The following is a 22,869-nucleotide window of genomic DNA, read 5'->3' on the forward strand; positions in this document are numbered from 1 at the left end:
CGCAAGCGCCTTATCCGGCCTACAAAATCCAGCCTAAATTAGCCGTAGGCCTGATAAGCTAAGCACCATCGGGCATTGGTGTTCTGCGTTAACCCTGCCCGTATTTTTCCAGTAACGCTTCGGCAATCGCCTGAGTTTCCGCATCCGCCACGCCGTTCCACAGCGTCGGGCGGAAGTGCATCTGGAAGGCCATAATCACCCGCTGCTGTTCGCGCGGCGTCATATCAGATTTTATCTCATAGCCGTAACGCGACAGCAGATCGAGTAAAGATTCGGTTGCTACCGGCGTATGAGGTGCTCGCCCGGCAAGATAAAACGCTACGCGCTGAGTGTCCGGCCACGCGCCAATTCCCTGTTCGGCCAGCACTTTCCATGGGAAAAGCGGTCCAGGATCGTCCTTACGTTGCGGCGCGATGTCCGCATGGGCTACCACGTTCTGCGGTTTTATGTCGTAGCGGGCGATAATATCTTTCGCCAATGGGATCAGCGCCTGAATCTGCGCGGGCTCAAACGGCGCAAAATATTTTATCCCTGCCGATTTTTGCCAGCCGCGGTTTTCCAGCTCAATGCCAATTGAGGTATCGTTAATACGCGTAGCGCCACGCCAGAAGCTAATCCCCGCATGCCAGGCCAGATCTTTTTCCGGCACCAGTTGCCAGATACGCGGTTTGCCGTGGTAGAGCGGCGGCACAGCCGGGATCAAATAGTGCGAGCTGACGTTTTTATCGGTCAGCGTAGCCAGAGAAGAGTCAAAATCATCGGCCGTGTAATGGATAACCAGCACTTTAATGCGTGGATAAGCAGCCTGTGCCTGACGGCGGGTATCTAACTGATACCCGTCTTTGTCGACAATCCCTTTTTCGCCAGCACATCCCACCAGCAACAGCGTAAATGCCAGCAGACACAACAGACGCTTCATCGGCGAGTTTTCACCGCGGTACCGCTGACGCTCACCATCAGCATACTGCCGTCTTTGCCCACGGTTTCGTAATCAATATCAATACCGACCACTGCATCAGCACCCAGCGCTTTGGCCTGTTCGCCCAGCTCCTGGAAAGCAATTTCACGCGCTTTACGCAGCTCTTTTTCATACGCGCCGGAGCGACCGCCGACAATATCGCGAATGCCGGCGAAAAAATCGCGGAAGATATTCGCGCCTAAAATGGCTTCGCCAGTCACAACACCGCAGTATTCCACGATGCTCTGCCCTTCCAGCGTAGGGGTAGTCGAAAACTGCATGGTTAATCTCCTTTTTGCGCTAAGAGCACGATCTCAAAAGCATTATCGAACCGATCCACTATCATTGAAAGGATATATTCTATCAACGTAGAACACTAATAGTAGAAAGCTAATAAGGAAATCATTATGCGCTACTCGAAACTCTCTCTGCTGGTTCCATTTGCACTACTTCTCAGCGCCTGTACGACCGTGACGCCGGTCTATAAAGATAACGGCACGCGTAGCGGTTCATGCGTAGAAGGCGGGCCAGACAGCGTGGCTCAACAATTCTATGATTACCGTATTCAGCATCGAAACAATGATCTTACCCCACTTCGTCCATACCTTAGCGACAACCTGGCTAAACTGCTGAACGATGCCAGCCGCGATAACGCACACCGCGACCTGTTTAACAGCGATCCGTTCTCCAGTCGGGCTACGTTACCGGACAGTGCCAGCGTCGCCAGCGCATCGACTATTCCAAATAGTGATGCACGCAACATTCCGCTACGCGTAGAGCTGAAACAGGGTGACCAGAGCTGGCGTGATGAAGTGCTGATGATCCGCGAAGGCCAGTGCTGGGTCGTTGATGATGTCCGCTATCTGGGCGGCAGCGTACACGCGCCAGCCGGGACGTTGCGCCAGTCTGTCGAAAACCGTTAATCGCGCCATTTACTCGCCCAAATCATAACCCCCATTAATTGTCTGGCATTCTGCATAGAATGCCGACAATTATTCTTGCCCACTGGTGGCCCCGCTATTTTGTGCTATGTTTAGAGAAGAATGCGGTTTGCATTTAACTTTTAACGCATAAATATTGCATAACTATTCTGTCAAAGGTAGTATCTGCGGCTTCAATAGCTATCAGACTGCCAGTATCGAGTGTCAATGAGTATTCAATTAAACGGCATTAACTGCTTCTACGGCGCGCATCAGGCGCTGTTCGATATCACGCTGGATTGCCCTCAGGGTGAAACACTGGTGTTACTTGGCCCAAGTGGAGCCGGGAAAAGCTCGCTACTGCGCGTACTCAACCTGCTTGAGATGCCGCGCTCGGGCACGCTCTCTATTGCGGGTAACCGTTTCGACTTCACGAAAACTCCGTCAGATAAAGCCATTCGGGATCTGCGTCAAAACGTCGGCATGGTCTTTCAGCAATATAATCTTTGGCCGCATCTCACGGTGGTGCAGAACCTGATTGAAGCGCCCTGCCGCGTACTGGGTCTGACAAAAGAGCAAGCGATGGCGCGTGCCGAGAAACTGCTGGAACGACTGCGTCTGAAGCCGTACAGCGATCGCTATCCACTGCATCTGTCCGGCGGCCAGCAGCAGCGTGTGGCCATTGCCCGCGCGTTGATGATGGAACCACAGGTGCTGCTGTTTGATGAGCCTACCGCAGCGCTTGACCCGGAAATCACCGCCCAAATCGTCAGCATCATTCGTGAGCTGGCGGAAACCAATATTACTCAGGTGATCGTCACCCACGAAGTGGAAGTTGCTCGTAAAACGGCCAGTCGCGTGGTGTACATGGAAAACGGTCATATCGTCGAGTTTGGGGATGCGAGCTGCTTTGCCAACCCGCAAACCGAAGCGTTTAAAAACTATCTTTCTCACTAAGATTCGGGACAATACAATGAAAAAAGTTCTGATTGCCGCGCTAATCGCAGGTTTTAGCCTTTCCGCTACCGCAGCCCAAACCATTCGTTTCGCCACCGAAGCGTCTTATCCTCCGTTTGAATCGATCGATGCTAACAACAAGATCGTAGGGTTTGACGTTGATCTGGCGAATGCGCTGTGTAAAGAGATTGACGCTACCTGTACCTTCACCAATCAGGCCTTCGACAGCCTGATCCCGAGCCTGAAATTCCGTCGTTTTGACGCGGTGATGGCCGGTATGGACATCACGCCTGAGCGTGAAAAACAGGTTCTGTTCACCACCCCTTACTACGACAACTCTGCGCTGTTTGTTGGCCAACAGGGTAAATACACCAGCATTGATCAGTTGAAAGGCAAAAAAGTCGGCGTTCAAAACGGGACGACGCACCAGAAATTCATCATGGATAAACATCCGGAAGTGACTACCGTGCCGTATGACAGCTATCAGAATGCCAAACTCGATCTGCAAAACGGTCGTATTGACGGCGTCTTTGGTGATACCGCAGTAGTAACAGAGTGGCTGAAAGACAATCCAAAACTGGCCGCGGTTGGCGACAAAGTCACGGATAAAGATTACTTCGGTACTGGTCTGGGCATCGCTGTGCGCCAGGGCAATACCGAGCTGCAGCAGAAATTTAACGCTGCGCTGGAAAAAGTGAAGAAAGATGGGACTTACGAGACCATCTACAACAAATGGTTCCAGAAGTAATATTTGATGAATGAATTTTTTCCTTTAGCAAGCGCCGCCGGGATGACCGTCGGCCTTGCCGTTTGTGCGCTGATTATTGGCCTTGCACTCGCCATGTTTTTTGCCGTCTGGGAGTCAGTAAAATGGCGCCCGGTGGCATGGGCGGGCTCGGCCCTGGTCACCATCCTGCGCGGTCTGCCAGAAATTCTGGTGGTTCTGTTTATCTATTTCGGCTCCTCACAACTGCTGCTGACGCTGGCCGATGGCTTTACGATCAATCTCGGGTTTGTACAAATCCCGGTTCAGATGCAGATCGAAAACTTCGACGTCAGCCCGTTCCTGTGCGGTGTCATTGCACTGTCATTGCTGTATGCCGCTTACGCGTCGCAAACGCTGCGTGGCGCGCTGAAGGCCGTGCCACTCGGGCAATGGGAGTCAGGTCAGGCGTTAGGTTTGTCTAAAGCCGCGATCTTCTTTCGTCTGGTGATGCCGCAGATGTGGCGTCATGCCTTACCGGGACTGGGTAACCAGTGGCTGGTATTGCTGAAAGATACCGCGCTGGTCAGCCTTATCAGCGTGAACGATCTGATGCTGCAAACCAAGAGCATCGCTACCCGTACCCAGGAGCCGTTTACCTGGTACATTGTGGCGGCCGCTATTTACCTGGTGATTACGCTGGTGAGTCAGTACATTCTCAAACGCATTGACCTGCGCGCGACACGTTTTGAGCGGAGACCAGGCTGATGCTTGAGTATTTACCTGAATTGTTGAAAGGGCTGCATACAAGCCTGACGCTGACGGTCGCCTCCATCGTGGTTGCTCTGGTACTGGCGCTGATCTTCACCGTCATCCTGACGCTGAAAACGCCGGTACTGGTGTGGCTGGTTCGCGCTTATATCACGCTGTTCACCGGTACACCGCTGCTGGTGCAAATCTTCCTGATCTACTACGGACCAGGACAGTTTCCGGCATTGCAAGAATATCCGGTACTGTGGCATCTGCTCTCTGAACCCTGGTTATGCGCCTTAATTGCGCTGTCGTTAAACAGTGCGGCCTACACTACGCAACTGTTCTACGGCGCTATCCGTGCAATCCCGGAAGGCCAGTGGCAGTCCTGCGGTGCATTGGGGATGAGCAAAAAGGATACGCTGGCGATTCTGTTGCCGTACGCTTTTAAACGCGCCCTCTCCTCGTATTCCAACGAAGTGGTGCTGGTATTTAAAAGTACCTCACTGGCTTACACCATCACCCTGATGGAAGTCATGGGCTATAGCCAACTGCTATATGGCCGCACATACGACGTTATGGTCTTCGGTGCGGCGGGTGTGATTTACCTGATCGTCAACGGCTTGCTGACGCTGATGATGCGCTTAATAGAGCGTAAAGCGCTGGCGTTTGAACATCGGAATTAAGCATATGCCTGATGGCGCTACGCTTATCAGGCCTACGGTTCATGCACCTTTTGTAGGCCGGATAAGGTGCTAGCACCGCCATCCAGCAAATATGCATAAAGCAAAATAATAAAGACGGACAACAACCTAAATTGTCCGTCTTTTTTTATGCCATTAAAAATATTTAATCATTTTTATTGCATACAAATTCATTAAATGGCATTGTTAATCCACGCCGCAGACACGGTAAATAATCATAAGATTGACAGACGGGAGTTCCACCATGAAAAAGTTAGTACTGGCCGCATTACTTGCTACTTTCGCCGCTGGCGCCTCAGCTGCTGATAAAATTAGTTTCGGTGTATCAGCCACGTATCCGCCATTTGAATCACTGGACGCCAGCAATAAGATTGTCGGTTTTGACATCGACCTGGCAACGGCGCTGTGCAAACAAATGCAGGTAGAATGTACTTTCACCAATCACGCTTTCGATAGCCTGATCCCCGCGCTGAAATTCAAGAAATATGATGCGGTTATTTCCGGAATGGATATCACACCTGAGCGTAGCAAGCAGGTTGCATTTACTCAGCCTTACTATGCCAACTCCGCGCTGGTGATTGCGAAAAAAGACACCTATAAAACCTTTGCCGACCTGAAAGGTAAGCGCATCGGTATGGAAAACGGCACCACCCATCAGAAATACCTGCAGGATAAACATCCTGAGGTGAAAACCGTGGCCTACGATAGCTATCAGAATGCGATTATCGACCTGAAAAATGGCCGTATTGATGGCGTATTTGGCGATACTGCTGTGGTTAACGAGTGGCTGAAAACCAACCCGCAGTTAGGCGTAGCCACTGACAAAGTAACCGACCCGCAATACTTCGGTACTGGCCTTGGCATCGCGGTTCGCCCGGATAACAAAGCCCTGCTGGAAAAACTGAACAGCGCGCTGGCGGCAATCAAAGCTGACGGCACGTACCAGAAAATCAGCGATCAGTGGTTCCCGCAGTAACGTCTGCCCAATCTGAAAAGCCGCGCTCTGCGGCTTTTTTTATCTCTTCGCCTGCGCTTTCAGTCAGTTCTTACGCCATAAACACTTTCCTGGCATACACTTGTTAAAACGAAAAAAAGTGAGGCAAACGGATGATAGCGTTCCCTGCCAGTTTACTGATCCTCAATGGAAAAAGTGCTGATAATCTCCCCCTGCGTGATGCCATTGCGAAGCTTCGCGATGAAGGCGTGGAAATCCATGTTCGCGTGACCTGGGAAAAAGGCGATGCCCAACGCTACGTTGATGAAGCTCGTCAGCTAGGCGTTGAAACGGTGATTGCCGGCGGCGGCGACGGCACCATCAACGAAGTTTCGACGGCGCTGATCCAGTCGCAGGGCGACAATATTCCGGCGCTGGGTATTTTACCGTTGGGAACGGCAAATGATTTTGCCACCAGCGTGGGGATACCCGACGACCTCGATAAGGCGTTAAAGCTGGCTATCGCCGCAAATGCGACAGCGATCGATATGGTGCAGGTCAATGATAAAACCTGTTTTATCAACATGGCGACCGGCGGCTTCGGCACACGCATCACTACCGAGACGCCGGAAAAACTCAAAGCTGCGTTGGGTGGCGTATCATACTTTATCCACGGATTAATGCGCATGGATACGCTCAAACCCGACGTCTGCGATATTCGTGGGGAAGATTTTCACTGGCAGGGTAAGGCGCTGGTGATTGGTATCGGTAATGGTCGTCAGGCTGGTGGCGGGCAACAGCTTTGCCCAACGGCGCTGATCAACGATGGTCTGTTGCAACTGCGCATTTTTACCGGCGAAGAACTGTTGCCAGGGCTGCTTTCGGCGTTAACGCAATCCGAAGACAACCCTAACATCATCGAGGGCGCATCATCGTGGTTTGATATCCGCGCCCCACACGAAATTACCTTTAATCTTGACGGCGAACCGCTCAGCGGACAGGAGTTTCATATTGAAATCCTGCCTGAGGCGTTACGTTGCAGACTGCCGCCGGGTTGTCCACTGTTGCGCTAACACAACGACACCCCGGCTATAATCAGGCGATGGTAACTTTGCTGTCCAGATAAACATCCTGCACGGCGTTAATCAGCTTAACGCCGTCGGCCATGGTTTTCTTGAATGCTTTGCGTCCAAGAATCAGCCCCATGCCGCCTGCTCGTTTGTTAATCACCGCCGTACGTACCGCATCACTGAGATCGGTTTCGCCGCCAGCCGCGCCGCCGGAGTTAATTAACCCGGCGCGCCCCATATAACAGTTCGCCAGTTGATAACGTACCAGGTCAATTGGATTTTCGCTGGTCAACTTGGTGTAGACGCGATCGTCGGTGTAGCCAAAATTAACCGCTTTATACCCACCGTTATTTTCCGCCATTTTCTGCTTAACGATATCCGCCCCGATAGTGGCCGCCAGATGGTTAGCCTGCCCGGTTAAATCGGCGGAAACATGGTAATCCACACCATCTTTTTTAAACGCGGAGTTACGCAAGTACGCCCACAACACGGTAACCATACCCAGCTCATGGGCGCGCTCAAACGCTGCAGAAATCTCTTCAATCTGGCGGCGAGATTCCTCAGAACCGAAATAGATTGTTGCCCCTACCGCAACCGCGCCCATATTGAACGCCTGCTCTACGCTGGCATACAGCGTCTGGTCGAACGTATTCGGATAACTCAGCGTTTCGTTGTGGTTAATTTTAACGAGGAACGGGATACGGTGCGCGTAGCGGCGGGAGACAGAAGCCAGCACGCCATAGGTCGATGCCACGCAGTTGCACCCTGCTTCGATAGCCAGCTCCACAATATTCTTCGGATCAAAGTACAGCGGGTTAGCCGCAAACGATGCGCCAGCGGAGTGCTCTACCCCCTGGTCCACCGGTAGAATCGACAGATACCCTGTCCCGGCCAGTCGCCCCGTGTTATACAGCGTCTGCATGTTACGCAGCACGGCAGGCGGCCGATTGTTATCCACCATCACACGGTCGACGTAATCATGTCCAGGCAGGTAAAGTTGATCAGAAGGAATGGTCATACAACGATGCTGTAAAAGGTTGTCGGCGTCTTTGCCAAGCAACTGCGCAATATCAGTCATAGCTATGCTCCCGTAATTTCCGATTTGAAACCGGAATGTGGATTGTCCTGACCCGCCTTTTTGCGGGCAGCATTAAGCCTGGTACCGACTGCGCTTTTTTTCCATCTTTAGCGCACTTTTCAGCAACTTCTGCTGGCTCGATTCAGGAAGAAATAATGTTAAGGCGGTCAAATTTAGACCTCAAAGGTATTTTAAAGGTATTATCTGATGGTACTATCAATGCGTACCTTACCTGTCATGAAGGATTTAAAGATGAAAACTACAGTTAAGCTGTCGTTCATGATGTTTGTAGAGTGGTTTATCTGGGGCGCCTGGTTTGTACCGCTGTGGCTGTGGCTGAGTAAAAGCGGCTTTAGCGCCGGGGAGATCGGCTGGTCCTACGCCTGTACCGCGATCGCCGCGATCCTGTCGCCCATTCTGGTCGGTTCAATCACTGACCGCTTTTTCTCCGCGCAAAAAGTGCTGGCGGTGTTGATGTTCGTCGGCGCTATTCTGATGTACTTCGCCGCCCAGCAAACCACCTTCAGCGGGTTCTTCCCGCTGTTACTGGCCTATTCGTTGACCTATATGCCGACGATTGCGCTGACTAACAGTATTGCTTTTGCCAACGTACCGGACGTTGAGCGTGATTTCCCGCGCATCCGAGTGATGGGAACCATCGGCTGGATTGCCTCTGGTTTGGCCTGCGGTTTCTTACCGCAAATGCTTGGCTATAGCGACATTTCACCCACCAATATTCCTCTGCTGATCACTGCCGGAAGCTCTGCACTGTTGGGCGTCTTTGCGTTCTTCTTACCGGATACGCCGCCAAAAAGTACCGGCAAAATGGATTTCAAAGTCATGCTGGGTCTGGATGCGCTGATCCTGCTGCGCGATAAAAATTTCCTCGTCTTTTTCTTTTGTTCTTTCCTGTTTGCGATGCCACTGGCGTTCTATTACATCTTCGCCAACGGCTACCTGACAGAAGTCGGAATGAAAAACGCCACCGGTTGGATGACGCTGGGCCAGTTCTCTGAAATATTCTTTATGCTGGCACTACCGTTTTTCACCAAACGTTTTGGCATTAAAAAGGTATTATTGCTTGGTCTTATTACTGCGGCGATCCGCTACGGATTTTTCGTTTACGGTGGTGCGGAAGAATATTTCACTTACGCCCTGCTGTTTCTCGGCATTCTGCTGCACGGTGTCAGTTACGACTTCTATTACGTCACGGCCTACATCTATGTCGATAAAAAAGCGCCGGTTCACATGCGCACCGCAGCGCAAGGGCTTATCACCCTCTGCTGTCAGGGATTCGGCAGCCTGCTCGGTTACCGTCTGGGCGGCGTGATGATGGAAAAAATGTTTGCTTACCAGGAACCGGTTAATGGTCTCACCTTTAACTGGGCTGGCATGTGGGGATTTGGCGCGGTCATGATTGCCGTCATTGCCGTGATGTTTATGATTTTCTTTCGCGAATCTGACAAAGAAATCACCGCCATTAAGGTGGACGATCGCGATGTAGCGTTGAAACAAGGGGAAGTAAAATGAAAGCAGAACGTATTCTCGGTGCTCTTTATGGGCAGGCGTTAGGGGATGCGATGGGTATGCCGTCGGAACTGTGGCCAAGAACCCGGGTTAAAGCCCATTTCGGTTGGATCGACAGTTTTTTGCCTGGTCCGGCGGAAAATAATGCCGCCTGCTACTTTAACCAGGCAGAGTTTACTGATGACACGTCTATGGCGCTGTGTCTGGCAGATGCCCTGCTTGAGTGCGACGGAGAGATTGTACCCGACGTTATTGGTCGCAATATTCTGGCCTGGGCAGAGCGTTTTGATGCCTTTAATAAAAACGTGCTCGGCCCGACCTCAAAAATTGCGCTCAAAGCCATTCGCGACGGCAAACCTGTCGCCGAACTGGAGAATAATGGCGTGACCAACGGTGCGGCAATGCGCGTTTCGCCACTGGGATGCCTGCTACCCGCTCGCAATCTTGATGCCTTTATCGATGATGTGGCACTGGCCTCCAGCCCGACGCATAAATCGGATCTGGCTATCGCGGGAGCCGTTGTCGTCGCGTGGGCGGTATCGCGCGCCATCGACGGAGGAACATGGTCAGAGATTGTTGATGCGCTGCCTGCCATTGCCCTGCATGCGCAGCAAAAGCGGATCACTACCTTTAGCGCCTCTCTCTCTGCACGCCTTGAGATGGCGCTGAAAATCGTCCGTAACGCCGACGGCATTGAGTCCGCCAGCGAGCAGTTGTATCAGGTTGTGGGGGCAGGAACCAGCACCATTGAGTCTGTGCCTTGCGCCATCGCGATGGTCGAACTGGCGCAGACCGATCCCAACCGCTGCGCCATTCTGTGCGCGAACCTCGGCGGCGATACCGATACCATCGGAGCGATGGCAACCGCCATTTGTGGCGCGCTGCACGGCGTCGACGCGATTGACCCGGCATTGAAGCAGGAGTTGGATGCGGTTAATGAGCTGGACTTTACCCGCTACGCCAACGGGTTAATACGACTGCGTGAGCAGCGGGAGGCGCTATGAGCACCATGCGCCTGCAACAACTTCTCTCGCAGTTACGAACACAGCGGCCAGTAACGGTGGTGGGTGCAGCGGTGATTGATGTCATTGCCGATGCGTATGCCCTCCCCTGGCGAGGCTGTGATATCGAACTCAAACAGCAAGGCGTGAACGTTGGCGGCTGCGCACTCAATATTGCCGTAGCGCTCAAGCGTTTAGGTATCGACGCCAGTAATGCGTTACCGCTGGGTCAGGGGGTGTGGGCCGACATTATCCGCAATCGGATGGCAAAAGAGGGGCTGCACAGCCTGATCGACAACGCCGAAGGCGATAACGGCTGGTGTCTGGCGCTGGTGGAACCGGATGGCGAACGTACCTTTATGTCCTTTAGCGGCGTTGAGAATCAGTGGAATGCCGCCTGGCTGGCACAGCTGGATATCCCGCGTCATAGCCTGGTGTATCTCTCGGGTTATCAGCTAGCGTCCCCGTGCGGTGAATTGCTGGTGCAGTGGCTGGAAGGTCTGGAAGAGGTGACACCGTTTATCGATTTTGGTCCGCGCATCGGCGACATTCCTGAGCCCTTACTGGTACGAATTATGGCCTGCCGTCCGCTGGTGTCACTTAATCGTCAGGAGGCGGAAATTGCTGCCGAGCGATTTGCATTGAGTCAGGATGTGGAAGGTTTTGGCGTAGAATGGGTGCAGCGTTTCACCGCACCAGTGGTCGTGCGTCACGATAAAGACGGCGCATGGTATTTCAGCGCACAGACATCCGGCTGCGTACCGGCATTTGCAACGGCGGTCATTGATACTATCGGCGCAGGAGACAGCCACGCCGGTGGCATGCTGGCCGGACTAGCGTCTGGCTGGACGCTGGCCGACTCAGTGCTGTTAGGTAACGCGGTGGCGTCCTGGGTAGTTGGGCATCGTGGCGGCGATTGCGCCCCATCACGCGAGGCGCTACTCCTCGCACACAAAAACGTATAGATCGCTACGACAGTAACTGATGCTGTATTCAATAGGCCGTTGCTGCTGGTCAAGCGCTACCTGCTTGATCACCAGTACCGGCACTTTACTATCCATTTGAATGTGCGCCTGGAACTCTGCATCCGGCATTCTGGCGCTAACGCGTGAGCGCGTACGCTGTGGGAAAATATGCTGGCTACGAAAATAGTCATACAGAGAAACACCAATGGCATCCACATCATGAATTAGATGTGCGGGTACCCAAGACTCTTCAATAGATACTGCGTCTTCGTCAACGTAACGAATGCGTTTGAGCAGAAAGACATCACTTCCTGTGACAACTGCCAACTGCTGTGCCACCTCTTCCGGGCAAGGTACAATTCTTTTGTTAACCCACAACGTATCCGGTTTTTTACCGCGCAACACCACCTGCTGAGAAAAACCGCGCGCTTCTTTGAGCGAATACTCGAAGATATTGTTGATTTGCGTTCCGTAACCGCGGGCACGTGTTACTACCCCCTCTTCTTCCAGGGCCTGCATCGCCTTGCGTACCGTAATCCGAGAAACGCCGGTCAACTGGCTGAGGTCGCGCTCGCCGGGCAGGATATTGCCGTGCTCCAGGATCCCACTGCGCACAGCATTCTTCACCGTCTGCGCAAATTTCATATACAGCGGCGTGTTATCCGCCGCTGAAATACGTTCATTCAGTTGTGCGATAAGCTGGGTATGCGCTTGTTCCATTTATCTTTTCCCTGGCCGCCGTTTCTGCAGCCAGTATACCCATTACCACCACGCGTGAAAATGATGCACCGGACCAATTCCCTCGCCAACTTCCAGCGTGTCTGCCTGTGCCAGCGCCGCTGAAAGCCACAGTTTGGCTTCCTGTACGGTATCGGCCCAGTTGTTATGGCGCGGACGCAGGGCTGCCAACGCCGCCGATAGCGTACAGCCGGTGCCATGGGTATTTTTGGTCATCACCCTCGGCGCGGTAAAACGCTGCTCGCCTTCGCGAGTAAAGAGCCAGTCGGGGCTTTGCGCGTCATCCAGATGACCGCCCTTCATCAACACCGCCTCGCAACCCAGCGCCCGTAGCGCTCTTCCCTGCTCTAACATCTCCTGCTCAGTCTGGGCATGCGATGCCCCGAGCAGTGCAGCAGCTTCGGGTAAATTAGGGGTGATAATCGAAACCTGTGGCAGCAAACGGGTACGCAGCGTTTCTACCGCCGAGGGTGACAGCAACGGATCGCCGCTTTTTGCCAACATCACCGTGTCCAGCACCACATTTTGTACCCGATGGCGACGCAAACGTTCGGCGACCGCTTCAACAATATCCGTCTCCGCCAACATACCAATTTTTGTGGTGTCGATACGCACATCACTCAACACAGAGTCCAGCTGCGCAGCGACAAAGTCAGGTTCAATACGATACACCGACTGCACCCCGCGCGTATTTTGCGCCACCAACGCCGTAATAACGGAACAGCCGTATGCGCCCAGCGCCGAGAAGGTTTTTAAATCGGCCTGAATACCCGCGCCACCACTTGGATCGGTTCCGGCGATCGTTAATGCGTTAATCCGTTTCATGCTTACTCCTGGGCGTTCAGGTTATAGAGGGCGTCGAGAAATGCCGGGACAAAGCTGCCCGGTCCGTTTGATTGCTCGGTGGCGATTTGCCCGGCCTGTTTCATCCAGCTACAGGCGGAGGCGACGTTATCAAGTCGGTCACCACGCAAGGCACAACTGGCTGCAACAACCGCTGATAGCGCGCATCCGGTGCCCACCACGCAAGTCATTAACGGGTCGCCGCCGTCCACGCCAACGGTACGCTGACCATCGGTGACGTAATCCACTTCGCCGGTAACCACGACAATGGTCCCAATCTGACGAGCCAGCGCCTGCGCTGCCGGAAGCGCAGCGACAGCTGTATCGGTTGTATCCACGCCGCGTCCCCCACCGTTCATGCCGGCGAGAGCAAGTATTTCCGAAGCGTTGCCACGAATAGCAGCAGGCTGTAGCGACAGTAAATCCAGACAAAAGCGGCGGCGAAACTCAAGCGCGCCTACGGCAACGGGATCGAGCGTCCACGGGGTTTTAGCATGATAAGCCCGCTCAACGGCGGCGCGCATCGCCGTGGCCCGCTCCTGAGTTAAGGTGCCGACATTAACCAGCAATGCACTGGCAATAGCGGCGAATTGGCTGGCTTCTTCAGGTTCGATCACCATCGCCGGCGATGCGCCCAGTGCCAGTAATGTATTGGCAGTAAAGCTTTGCACGACCTCATTGGTCATACAGTGTGTGAGCGGGGATAGGGTTCTAAATTGGTGCAAAGTGTGAGCCGCGAGCGCGCGGCTGTGCAGGTCAGGCTGCATGGTTCAGCTCCTGCCCGCGCGAAGAAGGGACACGGACAGTGTCAGACTTCCCTACGCTGGCATTATCCAGATCAGGTGGTACGGGTATTTCTCAGCCTTCACCAGAAGGGCACCCCGAGTCATGTACTTCAAAATCAAAAACTTGCGATTAACGTTCCGTTAATCCCTAATCAGGATCATGCCAGCGGAAAGCCTAAGACACAACCCCTTTGCAATCGATGTTTTCGGCTAAAAATCATCATGTGTCCCAGTTTGGGTCCCAAAATGTATCCCACAGGCTTTTATAACTGTAGGTGAATTTCAGATACAAAAAAGGCCGGGTTACCCCAGCCTCATTTGGTTTTGATTTTTCGTTGTCGCTGTTCATTCAGGTAAAACTTCACGGCGCTGTCGAATCCGTAGGTTTGAATCCGGTCCAACAGGCTTGACCTGCTACACCCAAGCCTGCGTGCTAATGCAGACATGTTGATGATCGAATCATCGCCTTTACCGTCCAGAATCCACTGCATCAGCGGCATGTTGCCAGTACCGATCAAAGCTAATTTCATATGTATCTCCTTTCCTTTGCCTCGCCAGCAGCGGGGACAATGCGTCCCCAATAACTGCTTACTGATCGTTAAGCTGCGTCGTTCGTCAGTTTGGTCACAAAGTCTGGACGGTACACCACAGGCAAAATTGAGCTTTCCGCGAATAGCTCAACGTTCTTAAACTTGTCCTGCACACTCCAGATACGGAAATCAACCGGATCAGCAAAGGCCAGATCAAGATTTCGGCTGGTTGCTGTTGCTACATAACCGAAAGGTAATGCGATTTCAGAAGATAGCGGCTTGCTGAAGCGCGGAACCAGGAAGGATTCATCCGGGCCAATTCCATAAAGTGCCTGATCAGTGACTTCCACTACGCGAACATTCTCGATGATGAATGTTGAGAATGCCGGAAGCACCTCTTTGTTAAACAGCACATCTCGGTCGAGCACACCAAACTGAACATTCTGACGGATATCAGGGTGATATTTGATGCCGCGATAGACGTTGCTACCAGCGAACAGGATAAAACCATCAAGCTGACCAGCCAGCCCCCCCATACGCACTTTAGCAGCAGTCACAGCGTCATCCAGGCTACGAAGCGGGTCACCAGAGCTAACGTTAGTTTTGATAGTTCCGGTCGCCTGTTGGTAACCAAATTCATCTTCCCACGAAATAATCGGTTGCTGGGTGTAAGTTGCTTCAACAGTATTTCGGAAAAGTGCGTCAGCGAAAATCTTTTCCTTGGTACGCATTTACTTATCATGCATTGCGAGAGCAGAGGCTGTCACAGCGTCCATCACAGACATTTGCAGGTTTGAACCTGGTTTTCGGTAAGGTTGCACGTCAGCAGCAGTAATACGGTCCTGATAAGCATAAAGCGGCGCTTCAATCAGGTGATTGCTGGCACTACGCTTGGGAATAGCTGACCACTCGGAACCATAACGATTGACAGAGCTTGCCACCTTCTGGGCAACTTCATCAATGATATCAAGGCTCACCTTTGGACTCATGGAAGTCTGGCGGTCACTGAAAACGTTAAGCGTTGAGAGCAGTGTATTCTTTGCTTCCACGTTTACAAAAGTGTTGGTGTAATCAGCAAAGCTGAAATTGGTTGATAATCCCATTTGTTTTTCTCCTTATTATTCTGTGTCCGGTGCGCTGGTACGGATTGCACCTGTTTTAGTTAGTGCTGCAACAGCATTAACGCCAGCGGTCGCGCCCATAACAGCGATGATGGTGTCCTGTTTGATGTACACACCGCGATCAGCAACGATGACATGAGCATCATCTGCCGCCCTGTGGTGGCTAAGAACCAGCAGGCAATCATCCCCAGAGACATATGTAGTCCCGGCACTGGTAATGCAGCTACCCGGCTGAACTTCTACTGCCAAATCGACAGTAATTGTCTTGCGGTCAAAGTTTGGATCGACTGCATACGCGATCACCGAATTGTAAGAACGTTCTGTTATTGCCATTTTCATATGATTAACTCCCGTTAAATTTCACATAGCTATGTAAACAAAAGGCCAGCGCCTGCTTGAGCCGTAAACGGCGACAGGGCCAGCCTTTCGAATAGGGTTTTAGCACCCGCTAATTGCGGGCAGGAATGAGGAGGTGGCAACGCTCCAAAGATGGGCAAGGAGACCCAAAAACGTTGCCACCTGATGTTGTTTAGTGTCCAACGTGACAGCCCGACGAGGAGGACGGGACTTTGGCAAACCCCGATCCGGGATCGGAGAAATCTGGATGCTGTTACTTCTTGCTTTTCTGAATACAACCAGCGGCTGGCTAAAACCTTCCCGTGAGAGTCGATCATCCGGCGGTGAATCATGGATTCATCACATAGTGACCAGAGGTTGCGGATTATTGGCTGTATTTAGAAAAGGGCCGCGTGGTGAACACCAAGGCCCGTTAGGGTGAACGTTACCGTTCATCTTGATTCCTGTTCCGGCATTTGAAACCGGAGAATCAAGACCAGATCACACAGCCACTTTGATATAACAAGGAAAGGGAAAACAATTGTCAGTAGTAATTCCCCTTATGAACTATTTTACCATGAACAATTTACTTTTGCAACAAAGACTTGACGATATTGACGAAAAATCAGATGGTTACCGTTAAATCTGATAACGTTACTGAGGGACCCCGAGAATAAGGTTCGTATTGTAGACTTCATTCTCTCGGATTTTTGCATCAATAAGACCTTTCACTGCCCCGTCATTGATATTGATGTCAACATCCTGATGCAGGCTGAGGTCTGCTGTCCCTGTAACACTGACAGGGATCGGTCCTCGTGTTGCAGTATCCGCAATTGTGGGGATTGAGAATGTCGGTTTTAGTAATGGTTGCGATTGCTGGCCCTGATAGTTCAGGCCTGGAACATTCAACGCTAACCCGTCCCAGGCAGTGCCTGTGCCAATATTGTTAGGCGAAGAGCTGTCAAGCCACGGATAAATCTGCTTAAGTGTCTGGCCTACAGTGCGAGGGTCGAAGCCTATATTCTCTTTTACCCACTCGGCGGCGGCATTGCCTCCCTCGTCTACTGTGGTGTTGTAAACGGCATCCGGTAACGTTGACCCCTTCCTTAGCTCTTCACCAATGCTGCTGGCCCAGGCTAAGATGTTGGTGGTCAACTCACCTAACGACTGTCCAAGATTGTCAGCGATAGGGATAAGGCCCGTCATGCTCTGTCGTAGAGTGTCCGTATTGGTAGCATATTGTCCCAGCCCCTCAACGAATGAGGCGCTGAAGTGGTCAGCGAGGCTGGTTTGCACTCGGTTGTACTCAGCACCTAATTCTGCCAGTTTGTCGAGATTGGACTGCTGTGCATCAGACAAGGTCCAACCCTCAGAGGCCAGTTGACGCATGCGATCAATAACCCCATGCCCTTCATCATTGAATACTTCGAGGAAGACCGAACCATCATTAACTGCCTCAGAGAGGTGACGAACTGCGTTATCAGTCCATTTGAATGTTTTCTGCAACTGTTTCAGGTACAGTATGAATTCAGGAAAGTTCATGGTCTGAATCTCGCCAATCACTTTCTGGGCTACCTTCTGGTTCCCGTTAGTGGATTTCAACACATTATTAATGATATCGGCAAACTCACCACCGCCAGAGAAAGTTACTTCACCTGTCTTCTTGTTGCGTTTGAAAGAACCGGTATTCAGCAATTCTCCGGCTTTTTCTGTCGTATCCTTGTTCAGATCAGCCAGTTTATCAGCGCTTAGCGAATAACCCGCCCTGCTCATAGCTAAATCCTGGATAGCTGCGAACTCTAATTGCCCCAGACCATATTGCTCTAGTTTTTTAATATCACGAGAGCGCTCAAGGCTTCCCTGAAGCGTCTGACCAACACGGGCAACTCCCATGCTGCCGATCAGTGTTGCTCCACCGATTGCACCTCCGGCAACAATCCCACCACCTATACCGCGCCCTGTCAGCCTCTCAGTACGAACACGGCCAGCACGAACACCTGCGGCTTTCTGTTCACGGGTGATACGCTGTTGCAGTCGAGCCTGCTTGCGTAATTCCGATGTTATACGGGCCATTTCGAAGCGGGTCTCTTCTACCGTGTAGCGCTCTTCTTTCTGGGCTTTTAGAGCTTCTTTTGCAGCACTGATCGCCTTATACCGTGTTGCTATATCAGCCCCGTTTACATTAGCCAGGGTTAAGGCCGATTTGCGAAGAGCATTGTAATAAACGACCTCCCGCTTTAATGCCGCTTCGCGTTTCTCTTCAACAGCAATACGGCGTTTCGCGGCTACAATATCATCGGAGATCCGTTTATGGCCCCGGTTCATGGCTGCTGTCTGTGCTGTTGCTAATCCTGGCTCTGGTGCTGTGCCTCCCATATTGGGGTTGTACATTACCGCACGACTGGCTGCCGCTGCCCGAATCCTCTCACTGATACGGCTCAGACGGAGGTCCTGACGTGCACGGGCCTCATCCTGAGTCAGCGCCTGCGCTGCATTCTTCGCAGACAATGCCGCCATTTTTTTATTGTGGGCCAGTTCCTGATTGGCAATTTTTGCCTGCACTTGTGCCTGTTTTTGTTGCTCCGCAACCAGACGTTGTTGCTGCTTTATTCTGGTTGTATGGGCCTTTGCCGCTGCTAAAGCAGCCTTGCCTTCACTCTGGGCAGTGCGTTTCTTCGCCGCCTCCAGCGCTTTAGCGGGCTTCTCCTGGGCTGCTTTCAGGCTCTTAATGGCCTTGAGTGCCTTACCGTAGGATGTTTTATCTACGGACCATTCCACCATGTTGATGGTTTTCGTCACTATAATGTTAGCCATTCTTGCCTCCTTTGGAGGTTTGACGCTTGGTCAAAACACTTTGTGCCATTAAACCCCCTGCGGTTTGATAATATGCCCATAACGTTCCGGATCATCAGCGACCAGTCTTCGACAAGCGACCTGTGCTCTTTCGAGCGCATCAGGATCGATATCATGAGGTTTGAAAACTCCAGCATCAGCACCCAACATCTTGATAATTTTTGTTTTGTTGCTTTTTTTATCAGTCGTTTTATTAACTGGTGAGTCTGTAGGAGCTTTGAGGCATTCCAACCCGTTAGCGGGTTTGCCTTCGGCAAATCGCCCTCGGAGATATTCGGGATTTTTCCTCAGAAATCCAGAGGTGACGCTTGCGAGGTTTTCCCGCGCCTTCTGTAGGGTGTGCTCTTCTGGTGTCATGCCGAGCATGGCGGCAAACAGAGCATTTTTAATGCTGTCCAGTGTCATTGTGGTGTCTCCAAAGCAAATTATGGAACAAGCCAATCCCGGACAACAGACAATGGGCGACCATTGCCAATACGGGGATCAGCGATAAGTATTCAAGATAGGGTATTGCGTGTTAATAATCCGATCACAAAGTGATGAATCCATGATTCACCGCTAAGTGTCATGGTGCGAAGCACTCTCGCAAATGCGAGACACCTTCGGTGCTATAGCGGCCTAATGCATCGCAGGGCGATTAACAGCAACCGTTAACCCACTGGTGGGTGTCAGTGCAGGCGGGGCGCTTTCTGCTTGCGGTGTGCGTGACGGCTGAGAGTTTTTCTGTACTCAACAACCAACGGATCAGTTTCCTCCGGGAAACGAGCCATAATCTCAGCGAGTGGGATACCTTCATTAGACAGGTAGCGCACAACTGTAAACAGCGGCAATTGCAGATCAGCGCAGATGTTTTCGAGCATCGCGCCGGATTCGAAATACTGACGTACAGTGACCCCCGTTGCGTGCTGGCTGGTATGTTTCACTCTTCGGAAACGTGGATTCCAGGTCTTAGCTAATTCAGCAACAAATTCAGGATCGAGTCTGAGGATTAGGGCAACTCTGCCAGAAGCCATGCCGTGCACAAGAAGAGTCTTTGCGGTTTTAAGGATCGATTCATCCCTGCGTCGATTTTTGAAAAGACGCTTTAGTTTATCGCTTTTCACGGTTTGAAAGCCGTTAGCGGTTTGGCTGTCACCAGCTACTTGCTCACACAATTCAATCCTCCATCATCAAAAAGGAATTGATTCCATTGAGAAATCTTCCTCTGAATAATCAGACACAGGTTCATATTTTGAAAATCCAGATCGCTGTTCAGCTACAGGTGCGGCAGGTTTCACCACGCCAGACTCCAACACATCAGGCTTTTGTTCATTCTTACCGCTTTTAACTTTCTGATTTTTTGCGATGGTAACAACAGCCTCACCTTGCTGTGATTTTCCCGCATTAAGTTCAGTCAAAATGACGTCAGGATCTTTTACGGTATAGTCAGTGTAAGAAATTTCTTTGCTTCCAGGTTTGCGGAATAAGGTTGCAGTAATCCACCCCATTTTCACCAAAAGTTTGACCTTCTTCTGAACGGTTGAAAGGCCCATGCAACAGCAATCCGCAATGTACTGTTGGGAAGGACGGATCACCCCTGTCGTCTTCTTCCACCCAAGCAGATGACTGTAGACAGCCATGATCTCAGGGCTGTTTTGTACACCATTAAAGCGCTTGATACGGGCGACAGGTATCGACCAGTAAGAAAAAGTGTCGATGGTAATCGGTTTGTCTTCATTCGGCTGCGGTAAAGATTCGTAGAGCTTAGTTTTTACTGTCTCGGTCATTGTTCTCTCCCTGTGGGTTCGTCTGTTTTTCGTTGCGTTTCTGAATGTGTTTCGCCAGGTTCTGGCACATGTTGCGGATCATCCTAGGAACAGGCATCCCCAAACGATCCGATTCTTCACGTAGAATTGCGTATGTTTCATCGTCTAGTGACAGTTTCATCTCAAAATTCCCTCCGAATGCATAAAAGTCATCGCTCCTGCTATCGCGGATGGCGATCAGGAGTAAGAAGCCGTGTTTGCGGCGATTTCGTTTGGTGGCGTTGCTGCCAACGGGTGTTAAAAACGAGGGTTAGCGGTGTTTCTCAGGGTCAATACCATACTTCTTAAGGTCTTCGCGAGCCTCGGAGAGAATAAGCGCTAATACCTGTTTCTCATGCAGGGCAATTCCCACGCGATCACGGTACAGGCAGATATACCCATTGATGACATCTGAGAAGATATCAGTTACCTCTTCCCCTGCGGCTATACGGGGATTTACAGGCTTGAGAATGGTTTTTATTGCTTGGCGGTAACGAGCATTCCGCCTCTGCTCCAATTTGTACTGGCGGAGCATCTGTAGAGCTTTCCTGGTGTTTCTCTTATTTGTTCCAACACGATTTTGGAAGCTGTAAAGCGCGGAGGTGGTGGTGATCTTATGGACTAAGGCGTTATAGATTTCTTCGGCAGTTGCGACTTGAAAGTCGATGGCAGCTGTTCTCAATTGGTCTCCTTTTATTCAGGTTAGTATTTATTCATTCAGTATGTATATATTAACAGTTAAACACTCCTTTGTCAATTTTTGTTTTTATTCTTATGAAGAAGTCAATATAATTTTTGTAAATATTAAGAGCAGGACTGTCTTATACGCGTATCAATACCATTTGTCAAGGACATTCCACCAGGCAACTACCTAATCACCAAGCAACTTACCTAATTCTAAAAAAGCCTCTGTAAGCCATTTTGAGAGGTCATACCGCTCCGGTAGTACCACCATATTACCTACACCACAAAAATTGCTCAGGATGGCCCTGAGAGCTTCTCTGCAACGGTTATCACTGCATTCCTCACAAATACTCGCGCCGCCCCACCAAGGGGGGAGTTACGTCGCGTTTCTAGCTCCTCTGCGCCATGCTCGATCCACATTGACTGATGCGCTAGCGCTTGTCTCCCACACATGCTGGCGGAGCCTTAGAGTTACCCGAATCCATGATTGGGATATCCACACACAGAGACAGACCAAAGGTCTGTTGATGGGTGGGGTTATCACAGAATGGGTAATGAGGGTTATAAGGTGTGACTGTTCACAGGCATAGCTTATTACCACACACAAATCTGAAGTGGCATAGCCACAGATGTATCATGCAGGCTTGCCTGCTAATTCTTTAAACACACCAGTGAACACCAGTTCACCCGGCCTTTGACCTTAAATTCTTTTAAGATCTTATAGGTGTTTTTATTAATGTTTTTATGATGCTCTTATACTACGTCTCTCAGAAGACACCCCCCCCTCCAGTAGAAGACACTCCCCCTCTGACAGAAGACACCTTGCCATGTTCGACCACTCAGCCCTGCACCAACGAAACCAAAAAACAAGCCTTTTTACTAAGATCTTTTAAAAGATCTAGATCTTAGGTTTTAAGAGATCTTTATTATTTAGTTCTTTATTATATCGTTGGACACCCATGTCCAGGGTGTGTGGTCATCAGTGTCCAGGGTTGGTTAATCCTTAACCACATCATCCTTTGGTATGTACAGGCTTGTTTATCACCAAGGAATAATGAAAATAAATCCCCGGAAATAAGTCGTTAATCAACCAAATTTTGTCATTAATCCGACCTTGCATCATGGCTCCGCCTGTCGGATGTAGTGACAGTTATGGTATCGGATACATAACAAAGCCAGTAATGGCACGGCCTAGTCAAATCTGTCACTCAGGGTGTGGCTAAACACAATCACCGATCCACCCTTCCATACCGAAAAAATAAAGTTTCTTCGTAGAAACAACTGAAAACCCTCCATTTATAGGCCTGTGAGAGCCTCTCAGTGGGGCGCTGTTCTATCGGTGAGCCAAGTCACGATTGTGTGGAGATAACGCCGCTACAGGCTTCTGGTATCGCCTATGGCGATTAGCAACAAGGTTGCTAACCCGACAACGGGTAATGGTAGAGCATACGGGGCTATTGGTGGGACTGCTTGCGCTAGTGTGGGAAAAGGTACGAACGGTGACGGCCTGACCGGGAGAAAATCGCCCGTTGGTGGATGATGTTGTGGACTGGTGACGGGCATGCCCCCTAACTTACACAATGTGAAAGTGTAATATAGCAACCCATTGATTCTTATAGATTGCATTG

General features: G+C 51.1%; 25 protein-coding genes and 1 riboswitch. Of the genes, 10 read left to right on the plus strand and 15 right to left on the minus strand.

Annotated features, from left to right (window positions below; all coding sequences use genetic code 11):
• Positions 1-88: 88 nt before the first annotated feature.
• Both C2U41_RS12940 and C2U41_RS12945 read right to left on the minus strand, forming a co-directional pair.
• Positions 89-919: an N-acetylmuramoyl-L-alanine amidase gene (locus C2U41_RS12940; protein WP_003027275.1), complete on the minus strand. Its 831-nt coding sequence runs from the start codon at positions 917-919 to the stop codon at positions 89-91.
• Positions 916-1,239, minus strand: coding sequence for a heavy metal-binding domain-containing protein (locus C2U41_RS12945; protein ID WP_001160725.1), 324 nt, complete (start codon positions 1,237-1,239; stop codon positions 916-918). Before C2U41_RS12945 ends, C2U41_RS12940 begins: the two co-directional genes overlap by 4 nt.
• A 126-nt stretch (positions 1,240-1,365) precedes the next feature.
• Between C2U41_RS12945 and C2U41_RS12950 the strand changes: the two genes are divergently transcribed.
• From C2U41_RS12950 to yegS, 7 genes are all read left to right on the plus strand, one after another.
• Complete coding sequence (locus C2U41_RS12950; RefSeq protein WP_048217339.1) at positions 1,366-1,881, plus strand: lipoprotein; 516 nt, start codon at positions 1,366-1,368, stop codon at positions 1,879-1,881.
• Between the two features lie 225 nt (positions 1,882-2,106).
• On the plus strand, positions 2,107-2,835 hold the full coding sequence (gene artP, locus C2U41_RS12955; protein WP_003027295.1) for an arginine ABC transporter ATP-binding protein ArtP: 729 nt from the start codon (positions 2,107-2,109) through the stop codon (positions 2,833-2,835).
• A gap of 16 nt (positions 2,836-2,851) precedes the next feature.
• The gene (artI, locus tag C2U41_RS12960; protein ID WP_003027298.1) at positions 2,852-3,583 is read left to right on the plus strand and encodes an arginine ABC transporter substrate-binding protein ArtI; all 732 of its coding nucleotides are present in this window, start codon (positions 2,852-2,854) and stop codon (positions 3,581-3,583) included.
• 6 nt (positions 3,584-3,589) lie between these two features.
• A complete protein-coding gene (artQ, locus tag C2U41_RS12965; protein WP_003027301.1) occupies positions 3,590-4,306 on the plus strand; it encodes an arginine ABC transporter permease ArtQ in 717 nt (238 codons plus the stop codon).
• Positions 4,306-4,974, plus strand: coding sequence for an arginine ABC transporter permease ArtM (gene artM / locus C2U41_RS12970; RefSeq protein ID WP_003840185.1), 669 nt, complete (start codon positions 4,306-4,308; stop codon positions 4,972-4,974). Before artQ ends, artM begins: the two co-directional genes overlap by 1 nt.
• 262 nt (positions 4,975-5,236) lie before the next feature.
• The gene (artJ, locus tag C2U41_RS12975) at positions 5,237-5,968 is read left to right on the plus strand and encodes an arginine ABC transporter substrate-binding protein ArtJ (protein ID WP_103848841.1); all 732 of its coding nucleotides are present in this window, start codon (positions 5,237-5,239) and stop codon (positions 5,966-5,968) included.
• 131 nt (positions 5,969-6,099) lie between these two features.
• Positions 6,100-6,999 carry a lipid kinase YegS gene (gene yegS / locus C2U41_RS12980; RefSeq protein WP_003027310.1) on the plus strand — a complete coding sequence of 300 codons (900 nt, stop codon included), beginning with the start codon at positions 6,100-6,102 and terminating at the stop codon, positions 6,997-6,999.
• Between the two features lie 22 nt (positions 7,000-7,021).
• Here the strand turns inward: yegS and fbaB are convergent, their stop codons facing one another.
• Positions 7,022-8,074 carry a class I fructose-bisphosphate aldolase gene (fbaB, locus tag C2U41_RS12985; protein ID WP_003027312.1) on the minus strand — a complete coding sequence of 351 codons (1,053 nt, stop codon included), beginning with the start codon at positions 8,072-8,074 and terminating at the stop codon, positions 7,022-7,024.
• A gap of 252 nt (positions 8,075-8,326) precedes the next feature.
• On the opposite strand from fbaB, the gene C2U41_RS12995 reads away from it, so the two are divergent.
• From C2U41_RS12995 to C2U41_RS13005, 3 genes are read left to right on the plus strand one after another with little or no spacing between them, the layout of a single operon-like run.
• Positions 8,327-9,604 (plus strand): nucleoside permease, encoded by a 1,278-nt coding sequence (locus C2U41_RS12995; RefSeq protein WP_003027315.1) that lies wholly within the window; start codon positions 8,327-8,329, stop codon positions 9,602-9,604.
• Positions 9,601-10,605 (plus strand): ADP-ribosylglycohydrolase family protein, encoded by a 1,005-nt coding sequence (locus C2U41_RS13000; RefSeq protein WP_016150633.1) that lies wholly within the window; start codon positions 9,601-9,603, stop codon positions 10,603-10,605. Before C2U41_RS12995 ends, C2U41_RS13000 begins: the two co-directional genes overlap by 4 nt.
• On the plus strand, positions 10,602-11,567 hold the full coding sequence (locus tag C2U41_RS13005) for a PfkB family carbohydrate kinase (protein WP_103848843.1): 966 nt from the start codon (positions 10,602-10,604) through the stop codon (positions 11,565-11,567). The genes C2U41_RS13000 and C2U41_RS13005 overlap by 4 nt, the downstream gene beginning before the upstream one ends.
• Here the strand turns inward: C2U41_RS13005 and C2U41_RS13010 are convergent.
• The 12 genes from C2U41_RS13010 to C2U41_RS13065 form a co-directional block, all read right to left on the minus strand.
• Positions 11,541-12,287, minus strand: coding sequence for a GntR family transcriptional regulator (locus C2U41_RS13010; RefSeq protein ID WP_003027325.1), 747 nt, complete (start codon positions 12,285-12,287; stop codon positions 11,541-11,543). The genes C2U41_RS13005 and C2U41_RS13010 overlap by 27 nt on opposite strands.
• A 42-nt stretch (positions 12,288-12,329) precedes the next feature.
• Positions 12,330-13,130, minus strand: coding sequence for a bifunctional hydroxymethylpyrimidine kinase/phosphomethylpyrimidine kinase (gene thiD, locus C2U41_RS13015; RefSeq protein WP_003027328.1), 801 nt, complete (start codon positions 13,128-13,130; stop codon positions 12,330-12,332).
• A gap of 2 nt (positions 13,131-13,132) precedes the next feature.
• Entirely contained in the window at positions 13,133-13,915 is a 783-nt protein-coding gene (gene thiM / locus C2U41_RS13020; RefSeq protein WP_046670053.1) for a hydroxyethylthiazole kinase, read from the minus strand.
• Positions 13,916-13,946: 31 nt separating this feature from the next.
• Positions 13,947-14,042: riboswitch (TPP riboswitch) on the minus strand.
• Between the two features lie 205 nt (positions 14,043-14,247).
• Positions 14,248-14,463, minus strand: a complete 216-nt coding sequence (locus tag C2U41_RS13025) for a hypothetical protein (RefSeq protein ID WP_088903285.1) — start codon at positions 14,461-14,463, stop codon at positions 14,248-14,250.
• Between the two features lie 68 nt (positions 14,464-14,531).
• Positions 14,532-15,194: a hypothetical protein gene (locus C2U41_RS29725; protein ID WP_233901299.1), complete on the minus strand. Its 663-nt coding sequence runs from the start codon at positions 15,192-15,194 to the stop codon at positions 14,532-14,534.
• Positions 15,195-15,566: a major capsid protein gene (locus C2U41_RS29730; protein WP_233901300.1), complete on the minus strand. Its 372-nt coding sequence runs from the start codon at positions 15,564-15,566 to the stop codon at positions 15,195-15,197.
• A 15-nt stretch (positions 15,567-15,581) separates the two neighbouring features.
• On the minus strand, positions 15,582-15,923 hold the full coding sequence (locus C2U41_RS13035) for a hypothetical protein (protein WP_103848844.1): 342 nt from the start codon (positions 15,921-15,923) through the stop codon (positions 15,582-15,584).
• Between the two features lie 651 nt (positions 15,924-16,574).
• On the minus strand, positions 16,575-18,734 hold the full coding sequence (locus tag C2U41_RS13040; RefSeq protein ID WP_103848845.1) for a chemotaxis protein: 2,160 nt from the start codon (positions 18,732-18,734) through the stop codon (positions 16,575-16,577).
• 48 nt (positions 18,735-18,782) lie between these two features.
• Positions 18,783-19,178 carry a hypothetical protein gene (locus C2U41_RS13045; protein ID WP_088903282.1) on the minus strand — a complete coding sequence of 132 codons (396 nt, stop codon included), beginning with the start codon at positions 19,176-19,178 and terminating at the stop codon, positions 18,783-18,785.
• Between the two features lie 263 nt (positions 19,179-19,441).
• Positions 19,442-19,927, minus strand: coding sequence for a hypothetical protein (locus tag C2U41_RS13050; RefSeq protein ID WP_088903281.1), 486 nt, complete (start codon positions 19,925-19,927; stop codon positions 19,442-19,444).
• Positions 19,928-19,942: 15 nt separating this feature from the next.
• Complete coding sequence (locus tag C2U41_RS13055) at positions 19,943-20,539, minus strand: hypothetical protein (protein WP_103848846.1); 597 nt, start codon at positions 20,537-20,539, stop codon at positions 19,943-19,945.
• A 289-nt stretch (positions 20,540-20,828) separates the two neighbouring features.
• Complete coding sequence (locus C2U41_RS13065; RefSeq protein WP_088903278.1) at positions 20,829-21,239, minus strand: hypothetical protein; 411 nt, start codon at positions 21,237-21,239, stop codon at positions 20,829-20,831.
• Between the last annotated feature and the right edge of the window lie 1,630 nt (positions 21,240-22,869).

The organism is Citrobacter freundii complex sp. CFNIH4 (assembly GCF_002934505.1).
In the GTDB taxonomy this organism is placed as follows: Bacteria; Pseudomonadota; Gammaproteobacteria; order Enterobacterales; family Enterobacteriaceae; genus Citrobacter; species Citrobacter freundii.